Source organism: Sinomonas cyclohexanicum, from assembly GCF_020886775.1.
In the GTDB taxonomy this organism is placed as follows: Bacteria; Actinomycetota; Actinomycetes; order Actinomycetales; family Micrococcaceae; genus Sinomonas; species Sinomonas cyclohexanicum.
This window is the reverse complement of record NZ_AP024525.1, coordinates 2,096,543-2,111,064: the sequence shown is the minus strand read 5'-3', so window position 1 is coordinate 2,111,064 and position 14,522 is coordinate 2,096,543. Positions and strand designations below refer to the sequence as shown.

Below are 14,522 nucleotides of genomic sequence, written 5' to 3'. Positions count from 1 at the left end.
CTCAAGACCGAAATCAGAAACTGGACCAATCCGAAGAGCACCCGGAGGCAGAAGGGCCGGATCCCCCAATACATTCTCTTCGTGACCAATGTCCGGTTAACCTCGGTCTTTCACGAGTCGGGTCGGGTGCGGGGCTATATGTCTTGATCGGGGCTGAGTGCTTGGACGTCGTCCGTTGGGTGCATGGGAGCGCCGGCTGGCGCTGCCGGTTGGCGGTTCTCCGGGTTCCTCGGGTCGTGGGCGGACAGGTTCGTTCAGGCTGGTTGTGGGATGGCGGCGATGTTGGCGAAGACCGCGACGATCGCTGCTGCCCAAGGCCAGGTCTCCGGGATCCGCAGCCGTCGACGGCGGGCGCCGTGGGTGAGGCGGGCCGGGACGTGCAGGAATCGATAGCGCAGTGCCTTGGGCTCGCAGGCGGCGAGCACCTTGGCGTCTCCGACCATTCCCACGAGCCTGGTCCAGGCCACGAGGTCCGCCGCGATGCCGGCCAGCGCCAGCCACGTCTGGTTGATGGCGAACTCGCGGGACGGGAACCGGCCCAGGCCGGTGTCCTTGGCGTGGCGGATGCGGTCCTCGACCCGGGCGTGGGCCCGGTGGCGGGCCTCCAGGAACGCCAGCTGTCCGCTCGTGGTGTTGGTCGCGAAGGCCTGGTAGCGCCAGCCGTCGGCCTCTTCGAACAGCGACAGCTGCGCGCCCGGGTGGGGGCGTTCGCGTCGGACGATGATCCGCATCCCCTCCGGCCACGCGGCCAGGTCGAGCAGCCCGGTGAGCTCGGCGACGTCGCCGCCTTCGCGCACCCCGCCGTCGGCGTCCAGCGCCGGGGTCCAGATCTGTTCGGGGACGTTGGCGATGGCGTGGCGGATAGGCTCGGTGACCGCGAACCCCACGCTGTACTCCAGGCTGCGCCCGCGGACCCTGCCCTGCTCGGTGAGCCAGTCCAGCAGGCGGTGGGAGGCCCCGGCGCCGTCGGAGCGGATCAGCAGGCGCCTGCGATAGGCGGCGGGGACCTGGCTGATCGCATCGGAGAGGACCGCGATGTGATCGGCTGCGGTGTTCGATCCGGCCTTGCCGGTGCGCAGCATGCCCGCGAGGAACTCGGAGGTGTTGTCGCACCAGACCCCGATCGGGTGGAAGCCGAAGGTCTTCTTGAATGTCGGGGAGGCCTGCTCCTTCTCGGAATGGGCCACCACGATCGTGGCATCCACGTCCAGGACCACCACGTCCTTGCCGAGGTCGGCGCCCGCGGCCCGGCTGGCCGGCACGCCGGCGGGGAACTGGGCCCACACGTGCCGGCGCGCGCGTGCCCGGGCGGCCTGGATCCGCTTCAGCCGCGACGGGGTGACCTCGTCCAGCGCCCTCCAGACGGTCGGGGGCGACGCGACCGGGCCGAGCACGTCAGCCTGATGCCTGAGGACATCGATGTCCGCGATCGCCTCCCCGCCACCGGCGATCATCACCGCCACGTCGGCCAGCACCCGGCCGCGGTCGTGGATCGGGGAGAAGGAACGGCGTGCCAACGCCTTGGACAGTCCAGCCGTGAGCCCGGACCGGTCCGCCATCAGACGCAACGCGACGCCACCCGAGTGGGCCACCACGCCGACACCGTCAGCGGACACGGACAGACCCGACGACCACAGAGTACGCTTCACCTACCGAGTGCTTTCTGCTGGGCAACCTGGGACCTTAGACAAGTCCAAGTTTCCCCCGGTCAGAGGGCACTTCGGTGTTTCTACGCGCCGATCAGGCCGCCGCCCCGTGAACGATCCGGGTTAAGCGGCAATGCGTCCTCTGGAGGCTACGATACTGTCCGGCGGGAGATAGCAGAGGCACTACGACCACTGAGGGTCAAGGGCTGGGATATATGGGACGCCAACCATCTGACCACCCTACTTGACCAGAATGCGGCAGTACGCACCACATATGCGGGATTCTTGACATCGGGCGACATTCTGCATGAAATACAAGAGAATCTTCTCAAGAGCAGACGTGCTCTAAAATCGATCATCGAAGGGTACACTCTCAAGTGCCTCAACCATGAGCAGTGGATAAAGCTCGATCAATCGGGTGGGGAAACCTCAGAGCGGTTGCAGCTTTCCAAAGTAGCAATCGATCTGCCAGCGACTGTTAGGGGCGCCCAAGACCCCAATCTGGACCCAGCACAGCAACCTTTGGTCTCGGCCATTTCATGGATAATCCCCAAAGCAGATCACCCCGTTCGAGCCCAGCAGTCAGTGGAGGACAAGTCCCATGTGGTGATTGTGGGGGGCCCTGGGCAAGGGAAATCAACGCTAAGTCAGCTGATTTGTCAGGCGTACCGCATCTCCATCTTGCGCGACCGGGACCCGAATGCGCTCGATTTCAGACAGAAAGAGCTCATCAAGTCGCTTGACGCCCATATATTCGATACTCTGAGAGTGCCCGAGCCAAGAAACAAACGCTGGCCCATTCACCTTAGGCTCTCTGAATTCAGCGACGAAATCGTCCACGGCGGTGCCGATAGCCTTCTAAAATTCATTGCCAAGAAAATAAACGAAACCGGCCAGGACAGCTCGGTGGATCCGGCCGGCCTAAAAGAGTGGCTACGGACATGGCCATGGTTGCTCGTCTTGGACGGGCTTGACGAAGTGCCATCGATGTTTGCACGCGATCGAATCGTGACCACACTGGAGAATTTTCTCACAGACTGTCGTGCAGAAGGGTACGACGTATTCATTGTGGCGACTACAAGACCACACGGGTACACGGACGAAATGAGCCCGGACGTATACCAACACCTCCAACTCATGCCGTTGGACCAGTCACGAGCTCGGGCATACGTCAATCAACTTACGAACGTGCGTTATGGCAGTGATCCTGACGCTGTAAGAAGGATTGGAGGCCACCTCAACAGCGCGTTCATGAGCGCAGCGACCGCTAAACTCATGACGACACCGCTGCAGCTTACGATAATGACGATCCTGATGGCAAAGCGCCAGAAGCTTCCTCAGAGTCGGCACCAACTATTCTCATCATATTTCGAAGTAATATATGACCGCGAAGCAAATAAAGAGTTGGGCGATCTCGGCGATCTCTTCGTCTCCCAAAGAAGGAGTATCGAGTATATTCACCAGAAAGCTGGGTTCACACTGCATCAGAGAGCTGAGCAGGTAGGGTATGCGGACGCGCTGCTAAGCCGCGACGAACTCGCAGAAATGATTTATCGTCGCTTTAAAGTTGACGAGCAATACGATCACCAGCGGGCATATCTAATGTCACGCGATCTGATGAAGGTTGCGACTGAAAGGCTTGTGCTGCTAGTACCGCGGGTGGCCGATCATTTTGGATTCGAGATTCGAAGCCTACAGGAGTTTATGGCCGCAGCGTTCTTCTTCTACGATGGTGAGAGTGAAGCGTTCCTGCCACTTTCCGTCACCCTAAAGTCCGCCCACTGGCGCAATTCGTGGTTGCTTGCAGCGGGCCGCGCATTTGACGATAGACAATCTATGCGCGAAGGAGTGGTGGGTCTAGTTGAAGGCTTGAGTAGCGAGTCACGTATTATTCGAGCCGCGGGAACAGGCCCGTCTCTGTCTGTTGATATCTTGGCAGACGGTCTCGCTCATACGGCCCCAAAGTTCTCGCGGCGCCTCATTAAGTTAGGGCTTGACTTCCTTGACCTTCCACCGGGCGTCCATTCCTCCGGTCTTCATCAGGCCCTCCGTGCTGCGGCCGAGTCCGATAGAGAGTCTCGGGAGCTCATTCAGGACAAGCTGCGGCTTGGACTTAAGTCCTCCGGCGCTTCCCGTATTTCGAGCATCCTAGCCTTGGCAAGCTGGAGACGGAGCGCTGAACTTCGCGAGAGTTCCAGGCTTCTCCTGGCACCGGTACTGGCGAGGGTGGAAGATCCGGCTGCCGCCGCTTTGATCTGGGCCGCCAAGACCACGGGCGAGCTAGATATGCTGAGCGGCTGGGAAAAGCGCGACCTCATCCCAGCCGAAACTAGGAACTTAGCAGAAGTGCTTGACTCGGCGGTGAAGAGGGGAGTCCGCACCAAGCTGCTTCCGCGTCTGCGTCGCATAATGGCGCGGCGTATGTATTATCGAGATACCGATTTTTGGACAATCGACTGGGATCTCTCTAATAGCGCGGATTTTTCGGCGTTGCTTTACGCAGATGACCGAGTTCGGGAATGGACTGCCGAGACTGTTCTTGAAGTGGGGTACGATCTGCTGGCAATAGGTTCCTTCTTCAGTTCTGAGCTGGCTAATCTCGTTGCGCTTGAGCCCGTGAAATGGCCCGATCGGTGGGAGCCCATCGTGGAAATATCTCGTACTGACAGCGTGGCTTCCCCTCGGCGAGCGGAAAGATGACGACCTGTTGAGCCGAATGATGGCATCGTGCCCAGTGGCCTTCGGCGCCATTCATTCTGAGTAAAGCCTCGGCGGGAATCAGAGCTCGACCTGTTGGCGGGGAGCGGCCTCGCGAGCCGGATCTTCGCGGTTCGTTGGGAATCGGGCTCGTGGCCCTGTTGGGCGGCGCTCGTCACCTCAGTGGCGTAAGGCGGTCTGGACGAGGATGTGATGTCGAACAACAAGAGCCATACAGAGGAGGCGCGCGATGGCGATGATCCCTCCGGCCCGGAAGCCCCCAAGGAAGGCTCGAAGCCCCGCGTCGTGCACTGGTCCAAGGAATAGTTGCGCGTGCAAATCGCTGCCGCACGCCTCCGCATCATCACGGACAAACGCCTCGGGATCGAGACGCCGCAGCGGGCCAGGGGCCTCGACGAGCTCGAAATCTGCCCAGGGGACGTCACTCGTGGTGGATAGGCGGTGGCCGCCCCCTCCCAACGGGCCAGCGGTGCCACGGCGACCATGCGCCGTCGTGCGTCACCCGACCGGGGCATCGACTTCCTTGCCTCTAGAAGTCCCGTACGCGGCGGACGCCGCTGGCCCCCACGGCTAAGGTCACGATGGGCACCATGATGAGTAAACGCCGTCGTGCGTCACCTGCCAGCACTGCGGACCTGCCTGACCACCCTTACCCCCCTCGCGCAAATGAAAGGGACCAGCCTCAGGCTGGTCCCTTGGCGTTTCCGGCTGTCGGCGTCAGCTCAGGAGGCTGCCGCGCGGGGGCTCGGAGCCTTGGCTCCACCCGGCTGCGCGCCCATGCCGCCGATACGGGCCAGGATCGTCTGCATGCCCTTGTCAGCTTGGGCTCGGCTCAATCCGCTGTTCTTGCCGATGAGTGAACCGGCGCCGAGGTCGATTCGGGCATCGGACAAGACCGACCGGCGCAGTGATTCGTGACGGCGGATCTTCTTGCGATTCAGTGCCATGGCGACCTCCTTCAGCCCCGAGTCTACTGTGAGCGGGCCCATCTCCACAGGGACCTGGCTATCCGCCGCGCGTTCACGAGGTACAGGACAAGCCCGAGGAGGTTCGCCACTGCGACGGGCACGACCACGAGCCAGAGAAGGTCCCACCACCACAGCTCGAGCGGGACTCCAACGCCGATGCCGGCCGTGAGCAGTAGCCCGGCGCACGCGATGAGCATCAGCCTGAGCGGCAGCAGCATGACTGCCAGCGCGCGGTGTTCGGGGGCGCGCGCCATCCATGACAGGAACAGGGCTGGCCCTACGAGGAGCAGCGAGACCGCCTGTGACGGCACCGTGAAGCGGGGCGAGAGGATCGGAGCGCCGAAGAACTTCTTCCCTCCACGGAGGAGGTCCGGATTGTGGCCCGAACGTGGCGTTCCTGGCTCCGCGCCGCCGAGCACAATCTGGACGCCCAAATCATCATCGAGAACAATGGAAGCAGCGATGCAGAGAGCGAGGGCCAGGATGACGATGATCATTCCCCCGAGGGCGGCACCGAAGGACGGGGCGAAGCCCCGTGTCGTCCACATGACGAAGGATGAGCTCCGCGAGCAGATCCTTGCGGCCCGCCTCCGCGTGACCACTGACAAGCGCCTGGGCCTTGAGACGCCAGAGTGGGTGAAGGACTTGGCGAAGCTCGAGATCTGACCACACAACGACGGCGCCGCTCACCACCACAGGTGAGCGGCGCCGTCGTGCGTCAGGCCGCGGTGCGTGAGCCGAGAGACTCAGGCGAGCCGAGACACCGACCCCACGAAGTGCCGGCGGCCGGATTTCGCATTCCAGCCCACAAAGTCCGAGCGCTCCCACACCCCGTCCGGCTCCGCAAAGTCCGAGATGTTCAGCGCCACCCGCGCGGGCAGGAACACCGGCGCCTCGAACTTCACGTCCCAGGCGAACGCGTCGCCCTTCACCGAACCGACCTCAGCCAGCGCCCGCGATGCCGAGTACATGCCATGGGCGATCGAGCGGCGCATCCCCAGCGCGCGCGCCGAGAGCGAGCTGAGGTGGATCGGGTTGAAGTCCCCTGACACGGCCGCATACTCGCGGCCCGTCTCGGATCCGAGCTGCCACAGGGCCGTGGGCAGCGGGGCACGGAAGTCCTCTCGCGGCGCGCCGGCAGACGGCTTGTCGATCCCCGGCAGGAACACCCCCTTGGCGATGTTGGTCGACACACCGCGCCACACCGGCTCTCCTCCCCCGGCGCGGCGCACCTCCGCGACCACATCGACGAGCGTCCCCGCGCGGTGCCCGGCGAGGTTCTCGGCCCACGCCGTAATGTCCAGCTCGTCGTCGTAGGCGATGGGCTCCCTGCACTCGACACGATTGCTCACGTGCACCATGCCGAGCAGCGGCAGCGGGAAGTCCTCGCGCGCCATGACGCTCATCGCCACGGGGAACGCGAGCGTGTGGACGTACCCGGCGGGCACGACGTCGCGCGCCGGCTCACCGAGCAGGTGCTGGTAGGCGGTCAGCTTCTCGATGTCCGGGCGCACGACGGCGACGTGGTGCCTCGCGCGCGGGAGCCGCCTCGCGCCGTTGCGCTTGGACACCATGAGCCGCGCCGCGGCGGCCGCGGCGCCGGCGTAGAGCTTGGTGAGGCTCGGAGACTCGGGCAGCTCGACCGTCTCGACCCCCCGCGCCGGCGCGCTCACTGCCCCACCAGGTTCTGCCCGCACACGCGCAGGACGTTACCGGAGATGCCCCCGGCCGCGTCGGAGGCGAGGAAGGAAATGGCCTCGGCCACGTCGAGCGGCAGGCCGCCCTGCTGGAGTGAGTTGAGGCGCCGCGCCACCTCGCGCGTGGCGAAGGGGATCCTCGCGGTCATCTCCGTCTCGATGAACCCGGGAGCGACGGCGTTGGCGGTTCCCCCGGTCGCGGCGAGCCGCGCAGCAGTAGAGCGGACCATGCCCATGACCCCGGCCTTGGATGCGGCGTAGTTGGTCTGGCCGCGGTTCCCCGCGATGCCGGACGTCGAGGCGACCGAGACGATCCGGAATCCCTCCCCCAGCCTGCCGGAGGCGAGCAGCGCGTCGTTGATACGCAGCTGCGCGGCGATGTTCACGGCGATGACGGAGTCCCACTTCGCGGCGTCCATGTTGGCCAGCAGCTTGTCCCGCGTGATTCCTGCGTTGTGGACGAGGATGTCCAGGGCGCCGTGCCGGGACAGGGCATGCTCGAGGATCCGCTCCCCCGCGTCCGGCTTCGTGATGTCCAGCTGGAGCGCGGTGCCGCGGACCTCGTTGGCCACCTTCGCGAGCGAGTCGCCCGCGGCGGGGACGTCGACGACAACGAGCGCGGCGCCGTCGCGAGCGAGCGTCTTGGCGATCGCCGCGCCGATCCCCCGGGCCGCACCGGTCACCACGGCGACCTTGCCGGCCAGCGGCTTCTCCCAGGTCGGGCCGGCGTCGCCAACGGGCAGCCCTCCCTTGGCCGTGCCGACGGTGAGGAACTGCCCGTCCACGAATGCGGACCGCCCGGACAGGAAGAACCGCAGGGCACCGAGGGCACTGGGCGCATCGGCCTCGACGCCCTCGGCGAGGAGGATCCCGTTGCCCGTGGCCCCCGAGCGCAGCTCCTTCGCCAGCGAGCGCAGGATTCCCTCGACGCCGGCCCGGGCGGCCGCGAGCGCGGGCTCGTCGGCCATCGAGGAGCGCCGGGAGACCGTCACGACCCGCGCGTTCGGGGCCAGCGAGCGCAGCGCCCGGCCCGCGGCGAGGATCGGTGCCGAGAGGTCCTCCGGGCGTGCGAGCGAGTCCAGCGCGAGGACGATCCCGCCCAGCCTGGCAGGGCCGGGCTGGGCGAGGTCCCTGAGGACCTCGACGTCCCAGCCCTTGAGTGCGGCCTCGAGGGCGTCGGCCCCGGCGCCCGAGCCGATGAGCAGCACGGGCCCCGGCACGAGGGGCGCGCCGGGCTCGTACCGTCGGAGCCGCACGGGCTGCGGGAGCCCCAACCGTTTGGCGAGGTCGCGGCCCCAGCCGCCAGAAACGAAGTCGGTGTACTTGTCAGCCATGCATCTTCCCTTCCCCCAGATTCGCGGGCTCAGCGGCCCTCGAGCACGGCCACGACGCCCATACCGCCCGCGGCGCACACGGAGATCAGGCCGCGTGCCGGCCGTCCGAGATCCCCGGCCTGAGTGCGCTCGTGCAGCTGCTTCGCGAGCGTGGCGACGATGCGCCCGCCGGTCGCGGCGAACGGGTGGCCCGCGGCGAGCGAGGAGCCGTTGACGTTGAGCTTGGCCCGGTCCACCTTGCCGAACGCGCCGTCGAGGCCGAGGCGCTCTCGGCAGAAGTCGGCGTCCTCCCACGCCGCGAGCGCGGCGAGGACGGTCCCGGCGAATGCCTCGTGGATCTCGAAGTAGTCGATGTCCTCGAGCGTGAGGCCGAGGCGCGCCAGCAGGCGCGGCACCCCGAACACGGGCGCCATGAGGAGGCCGTCCTTGCCGTGGACGAAGTCCACCGCCGCGGCCTCGCCGTCCACCACCACGGCGAGGATCGGCAGGTCATGCGAGCGCGCCCAGTCCTCGGAGGCGAGGAGCACGGTCGAGGCGCCGTCCGTGAGCGGCGTCGAGTTGCCGGCCGTCATGGTCGCCTCGGAACCCAGATGCTTGCCGAACACCGGCGAGAGCTTCCCGAGCTTCTCCATCGAGGAATCGGCGCGGAGGTTCGAATCACGGGTGAGGCCACGGTACGGGGTGACCAGGTCGTCGAAGAATCCGCGGTCATACGCGGCGGCGAGGTTCTTGTGCGAGGCGAGCGCGAGCTCGTCCTGGGCCTCACGGGTGATGCCCCACTGCTTCGTGGTGAGCGCCTGGTGCTCGCCCATCGAGAGGCCGGTGCGGGGCTCGCCAGTGCCGGGGGCGTTGGGGGCGAGGTCCTTGGGGCGCAGCCGTGAGACGGCCTTCAGCTTCTGCTGGAGCGTCTTGGCGCGGCCGAGCTCGAGGAGGACGTCGCGCAGGCCCTCGCTCACGGCGATCGGCGCGTCCGAGGTCGAGTCCACGCCGCCCGCGATGCCGGACTCGATGCGGCCGAGCTTGATCTTGTCCGTCAGCTGCAGGACCGTCTCGAGCCCCGTGGCGCACGCCTGCTGGACGTCATAGGCCGGGGTCTCGGGGCTCAGCGCGGAGCCGAGCACGGACTCGCGCGTGAGGTTGAAGTCGCGGCTGTGCTTGAGCACGGCACCCGCCGCGACCTCGCCGATGCGCTCGTCCTGCAGGCCGAACCGCGCCACGAGCCCGTCGAGCGCGGCCGTGAGCATGTCCTGGTTGGAGGTGCGGGTGTAGGCGCCGTTGGCGCGGGCGAACGGGATGCGGTTGCCGCCGACGACGACTGCCTTGCGGATGGGGGTCGACATGGGAATGCCTCCGGAGTTCTGTGACCTGAATTACCGATACCTAGCGTACCTGATACGCTGGGTACCGTGAACTACCCCCCTACCGCTCCGCGCCCCTCGCGGACGGCGCCGCGACGCACGACGCCGCCCCCGCACCGAGCGTCGACGGCCGCACCGCCCGCTGGGCGAGCCACCGCGAGGAGCGCCGCGCCGAGTTGGTCCACGCGGCCCGCCGAGCGGTTCACCGCCTGGGGCCGGACGTGCCCATGGAGGAGATCGCCGCGGCCGCGAGCACGTCCAAGTCCGTGTTCTACCGCTACTTCCGGGACAAGGCAGGCCTCCAGGCCGCGATGGGCTCCCTCGTCCTCGCCCAGATGCAGGAGCGGATCGGCGAGGCCGCGGCAGCCGCCCAGACCCCCTACGAGGGGCTGCGGGCCATGGTCTCCGCCTACCTCGGCATGGCCGTGCGATCGCCCAACGTCTATGAGTTCGTCACCCGCGTCCCGCAGGACTCGCCCGCAGCCGGCGAGGAGGCATTCGTGACGTTCTTCGACGCCGTCGGCACGATGATCCAGGAGCCCATGGCCCGCTACCTGAGCCCCGCAGCCTCGGCCACCATCGACTACTGGCCCACCGCGGCCATCGGCCTCGTCCGCGCCGCCGGCGAGCGCTGGCTCACGGCCCCGCCCTCTCCCGCCAAGCCCACGCTCGAGGACATGGCGGGCCTCATCACCGATTGGCTGTTCGCCGGCATCAGCGCCCAGGCGAGCCCCGCCGTCGCCCTCGAAACCCACCCCGCGCCCCGTCCCGCAAAGGAGATCCCATGACCAGCCCCACCGACACGCCGAACGCCGCCGAGGCGGAGGCGGACCTGCCCGACGCCGAGCAGTCCCCCAAGGTCGACGTCGCCGCGCTCGGCGAGCTGCTGCTCGGCACGTGGGCCGAGGTCCGCAGGCAGGCCCGCGAGCTCGCCGCGAAGCCCGAGCTGCACAAGCTCGAGGGCCTCACACACACCGAGCACCGCGAGCGCGTCTTCGGTCAGCTGAAGATCCTCGTGGACGAGGGCGCCATCCAGCGGGCCTTCCCCAAGGACCTGGGCGGCGAGGAGAACCACGGCGGCAACATCGCCGGCTTCGAGGAGCTCGTGACCGCGGACCCGTCGCTGCAGATCAAGTCCGGCGTGCAGTGGGGCCTGTTCGGCGCCGCGATCCTGCACCTCGGCACCGCCGAGCACCACAAGACATGGCTCCCGGGCGTGATGGACCTGTCCGTTCCGGGTGCCTTCGCGATGACGGAGATCGGGCACGGCTCCGACGTGGCGAGCATCGCCACGACCGCGACGTATGACGAGGCCACCGACGAGTTCGTCCTCAACACCCCGTTCCGCGCGGCCTGGAAGGAATACCTCGGGAACGCCGCCAAGGACGGAATCGCCGCGACCGTGTTCGCCCAGCTCGTCGTCAAGGGCGTCAACCACGGCGTCCATGCACTGTACGTGCCGATCCGGGACCCCCAGACCAAGGAGCCGCTGCCCGGCATCAAGACCGAGGACGACGGCGTCAAGGGCGGCCTCAACGGCATCGACAACGGCCGCCTGTGCTTCGACAACGTCCGCGTCCCCCGGTTCAACCTGCTCAACCGGTACGGCAGCGTGGATGAGGACGGCACCTATTCCTCCCCCATCGCGAGCCCGGGCCGGCGGTTCTTCACGATGCTCGGCACGCTCGTGCAGGGGCGCGTCTCGCTCGACGGCGCGGCCGTCGCGGCGTCGAAGGTCGGCCTCGCCGCCGCGATCCGCTACGCGGCCGAGCGCCGCCAGTTCAACGCGTCCTCGGACACGGCCGAGGAGGTCCTGCTCGACTACCAGCGCCACCAGCGCCGGCTGTTCCCGCTGCTCGCGGCGACCTACGCGATGAGCTTCGCGCACGAGGAGCTCCTGACGAAGTTCGACGGCGTGTTCTCCGGCGCGCAGGCCACGGACGAGGACCGGCAGGACCTCGAGACGCTCGCCGCCGCGCTCAAGCCGCTGTCCACGTGGCACGCGCTCGACACGCTCCAGGAGTGCCGCGAGGCATGCGGAGGCGCGGGCTTCATGATCGAGAACCGCTTCGCGTCCCTGCACGCCGACCTCGACGTGTACGTCACGTTCGAAGGCGACAACAATGTGCTCCTGCAGCTCGTGGCCAAGCGCCTCCTGAACGACTACGCCAAGGAGTTCCGCACCATGAACGTGGGCGCGCTGGCGAAGTTCGCCCTCGGGCAGGCCCGCGGCGTCGCGCTCAAGACCGGGCTCGGCACGGTGGCACAGTTCATCGCGGACTCCGGCCGCGCGCAGCGCTCCGCACTCGCCCTGCGCGACCCGGACACGCAGCAGCTCCTTCTCGCCGACCGGGTCCAGACCATGGTCGCCGAGGTTGCACAGTCGCTGCAGGGAGCCAACAAGCTGCCGCAGGCAGAGGCCGCGGCGCGGTTCAACTCGCACCAGAACGAGCTCATCGAGGCCGCACGGGCCCACGGCGAGCTCCTGCAGTGGGAGGCCTTCACCGCGGCCCTGGCAAAGGTCGAGGACGACGGCACGCGCCAGGTCCTCACGTGGCTCCGGGACCTGTTCGGCCTGACCCTCATCGAGAAGCACCTCGACTGGTATCTCATGAACGGGCGCCTCTCGATGCAGCGCGGCCGCACGGTGGGCGACTACATCAACCGCCTGCTCGCGAAGCTCCGCCCGCACGCTCTGGACCTCGTCGACGCCTTCGGCTACACCCAGGACCACATCCGCGCGACCGTGTCCAGCGGCATCGAGGCCCGGCGCCAGGAAGAGGCCGCGGCCTACTACGAGCGGCTGCGCGCGTCGGGCGAGGCACCTGTGAAGGAGAAGAGCCTCAAGCAGGCCTAGGTCCCTTCCCCCGCCCAGCGGCCGGGTCTAGCCTGAAGGCAGGACCCGGCCGCACCGGCGCCCGGGGCAGACCAGGAGGAATCCATGGCCGAGGGATGGGGCCGCAGAGGCCCGTGGGACATGATGCCGGAGGGCATGCGCAGGTTCGGGTTCCCCGAACAGTTCAAGCGCTTCGTCGACGAGTGGGAGACCGCGTGGCTGCGCACGGAGCAGTACCGCGACGGCGACGCCCTCGTGGTGCGCGTGGAGCTGCCCGGAATCGACCCCGAGAAGGACGTCGAGGTCACGGTCAACGACAGCATCCTGTCGATCAAGGCAGAGCGCCAGGAGAATACCGAGAACAAGACCAAGGGCGGCTACCGCAGCGAGTTCAAGTACGGCTCGTTCGCCCGGACGATCGACCTCCCCCGCGGCGCGCGCGGAGACGACGTCAAGGCCAGCTACCACGACGGGGTGCTCGAGGTCCGGGTGCCCGTAGCCCCCGAGTCGGGCCCGGGGCCCACCAAGGTCAACGTCAGCAGGGAGTGACGCCCGCCGAACAGTGGCGCGCACGACGGCGGCGACCCACCTCCCGGGGTGAGTCGCCGCCGTCGTGCGCCACCGGGACCTAAGCCGGTCGTGTTGGCGCAGGCGTGCTACAGGACGCTGCGGTAGACATCCAGCGTGGTCTGGCCGATGGTCTCCCACGAGAAGCTCTGCTCGGCCCGGACCCGGCCAGCCTCCCCCATCGCGCGGGCGCGCTGCGGGTCCGAGACCACCTCGGTGAGCGCGGCGGCGAAGTCGGCCACGAACTTCTCCGGGTCCAGCGGGGTCCCGGTGCCGTCGGTGACCTGCTCGATCGGCACGAGGAGCCCGGTGTTCCCGTGGTCCACGACCTCCGGGATGCCGCCCGTGGCAGTCGCGACGACGGCGGCGCCGCACGCCATCGCCTCGAGGTTCACGATCCCGAGCGGCTCGTAGATGCTCGGGCAGGCGAACGCCGTGGCGTGCGAGAGGACCTGGATGAGCTCGCCGCGCGGGAGCATCCGCTCGATCAGCACCACGCCCTCGCGCTCCGCCTTGAGGCCGTCGATGAGCGACTGGGTCTCTTTGGCCAGTTCGGGCGTGTCCGCGGCCCCGAGGCACAGCACGAGCTGCACGTCCGCCGGCAGCTTCGCCGCGGCCCGCAGCAGGTACGGCACACCCTTCTGCCGGGTGTTCCGGCCCACGAACACGACCGAGGGCTTCGCGGGGTCGATCCCCAGGCCGGCCAAGTGGTCGGTCCCCTCGTCGCGGCCCCACCGCGAGACGTCGATGCCGTTGTGGACCACCTTGACCTTCTCGGGGTCGACATCCGGGTAGCAGCGCAGGATGTCCGCACGCATGCCGTGGGAGACCGCGATGATCGCGTCCGCCGCCTCGTACGCGGTCTTCTCCGCCCACGAGGAGAGGCGGTAGCCGCCTCCCAGCTGCTCGGCCTTCCACGGGCGCAGCGGCTCGAGGCTGTGCGCGCTGAGCACGTGCGGGATGCCGTGCATGAGCGAGGCGAGGTGGCCGGCCATGTTCGCGTACCACGTGTGCGAGTGCACGAGGTCCGCACCGGCGACGTCCGGGACGATGCCCAGGTCGATCCCGAATGTCTGCAGCGCCGCGTTGGCTCCCGCGAGGTACTCCGGAACCTGGTAGGAGGAGACGGACGCGCCGTCGACCTCCGGCTCGCGGGGCGCGCCGAAGGCGTGGACGTGCAGATCGACCTCGCGCGCGAGTACCCTGCTGAGCTCCGCCACATGCACCCCCGCGCCGCCATAGATCTCCGGGGGGAATTCCTTGGTCACAATGTCGATTCGCACGGAACTCAACGTAGTCCGTCATTGGATCGTGATCTAGTGTGAAGACAACTACGCTCCGCAGCTGCGGAGGCCGGGTTACAGAGGCCTTAACGAGAGATGACGGGGGTTGCGCAGT

General features: G+C 67.4%; 11 protein-coding genes. 4 read left to right on the top strand and 7 right to left on the bottom strand.

Annotated elements, in window-relative coordinates; translation table 11 throughout:
- Nucleotides 1-254: 254 nt before the first annotated feature.
- The gene (locus tag SCMU_RS10150; RefSeq protein ID WP_229229277.1) at nucleotides 255-1,649 is read right to left on the bottom strand and encodes an IS1380 family transposase; all 1,395 of its coding nucleotides are present in this window, start codon (nucleotides 1,647-1,649) and stop codon (nucleotides 255-257) included.
- A gap of 282 nt (nucleotides 1,650-1,931) precedes the next feature.
- On the opposite strand from SCMU_RS10150, the gene SCMU_RS10145 reads away from it, so the two are divergent.
- Nucleotides 1,932-4,346 carry an NACHT domain-containing protein gene (locus SCMU_RS10145; RefSeq protein WP_229232835.1) on the top strand — a complete coding sequence of 805 codons (2,415 nt, stop codon included), beginning with the start codon at nucleotides 1,932-1,934 and terminating at the stop codon, nucleotides 4,344-4,346.
- A 740-nt stretch (nucleotides 4,347-5,086) separates the two neighbouring features.
- Here the strand turns inward: SCMU_RS10145 and SCMU_RS10140 are convergent.
- From SCMU_RS10140 to SCMU_RS10120, 5 genes are all read right to left on the bottom strand, one after another.
- Nucleotides 5,087-5,311 (bottom strand): hypothetical protein, encoded by a 225-nt coding sequence (locus tag SCMU_RS10140; protein WP_229232834.1) that lies wholly within the window; start codon nucleotides 5,309-5,311, stop codon nucleotides 5,087-5,089.
- Nucleotides 5,312-5,334: 23 nt separating this feature from the next.
- Nucleotides 5,335-5,880: a hypothetical protein gene (locus SCMU_RS10135; RefSeq protein ID WP_229232833.1), complete on the bottom strand. Its 546-nt coding sequence runs from the start codon at nucleotides 5,878-5,880 to the stop codon at nucleotides 5,335-5,337.
- A gap of 198 nt (nucleotides 5,881-6,078) precedes the next feature.
- Nucleotides 6,079-7,005, bottom strand: coding sequence for a MaoC family dehydratase (locus SCMU_RS10130; protein WP_229232832.1), 927 nt, complete (start codon nucleotides 7,003-7,005; stop codon nucleotides 6,079-6,081).
- The gene (locus SCMU_RS10125) at nucleotides 7,002-8,363 is read right to left on the bottom strand and encodes a 3-oxoacyl-ACP reductase (protein ID WP_229232831.1); all 1,362 of its coding nucleotides are present in this window, start codon (nucleotides 8,361-8,363) and stop codon (nucleotides 7,002-7,004) included. The genes SCMU_RS10130 and SCMU_RS10125 overlap by 4 nt, the downstream gene beginning before the upstream one ends.
- Nucleotides 8,364-8,392: 29 nt before the next feature.
- Entirely contained in the window at nucleotides 8,393-9,703 is a 1,311-nt protein-coding gene (locus SCMU_RS10120; protein ID WP_229232830.1) for an acetyl-CoA C-acetyltransferase, read from the bottom strand.
- A 245-nt stretch (nucleotides 9,704-9,948) separates the two neighbouring features.
- Between SCMU_RS10120 and SCMU_RS10115 the strand changes: the two genes are divergently transcribed.
- The 3 genes from SCMU_RS10115 (at nucleotide 9,949) to SCMU_RS10105 (ending at nucleotide 13,106) form a co-directional block, all read left to right on the top strand.
- Nucleotides 9,949-10,509, top strand: coding sequence for a TetR/AcrR family transcriptional regulator (locus SCMU_RS10115; RefSeq protein WP_229232829.1), 561 nt, complete (start codon nucleotides 9,949-9,951; stop codon nucleotides 10,507-10,509).
- Entirely contained in the window at nucleotides 10,506-12,578 is a 2,073-nt protein-coding gene (locus SCMU_RS10110; RefSeq protein ID WP_229232828.1) for an acyl-CoA dehydrogenase family protein, read from the top strand. Before SCMU_RS10115 ends, SCMU_RS10110 begins: the two co-directional genes overlap by 4 nt.
- 84 nt (nucleotides 12,579-12,662) lie before the next feature.
- Nucleotides 12,663-13,106 carry an Hsp20/alpha crystallin family protein gene (locus tag SCMU_RS10105; RefSeq protein ID WP_274602951.1) on the top strand — a complete coding sequence of 148 codons (444 nt, stop codon included), beginning with the start codon at nucleotides 12,663-12,665 and terminating at the stop codon, nucleotides 13,104-13,106.
- 107 nt (nucleotides 13,107-13,213) lie between these two features.
- Here SCMU_RS10105 and glgA read toward each other — a convergent pair whose 3' ends face one another.
- A complete protein-coding gene (glgA, locus tag SCMU_RS10100) occupies nucleotides 13,214-14,407 on the bottom strand; it encodes a glycogen synthase (protein WP_229232827.1) in 1,194 nt (397 codons plus the stop codon).
- Between the last annotated feature and the right edge of the window lie 115 nt (nucleotides 14,408-14,522).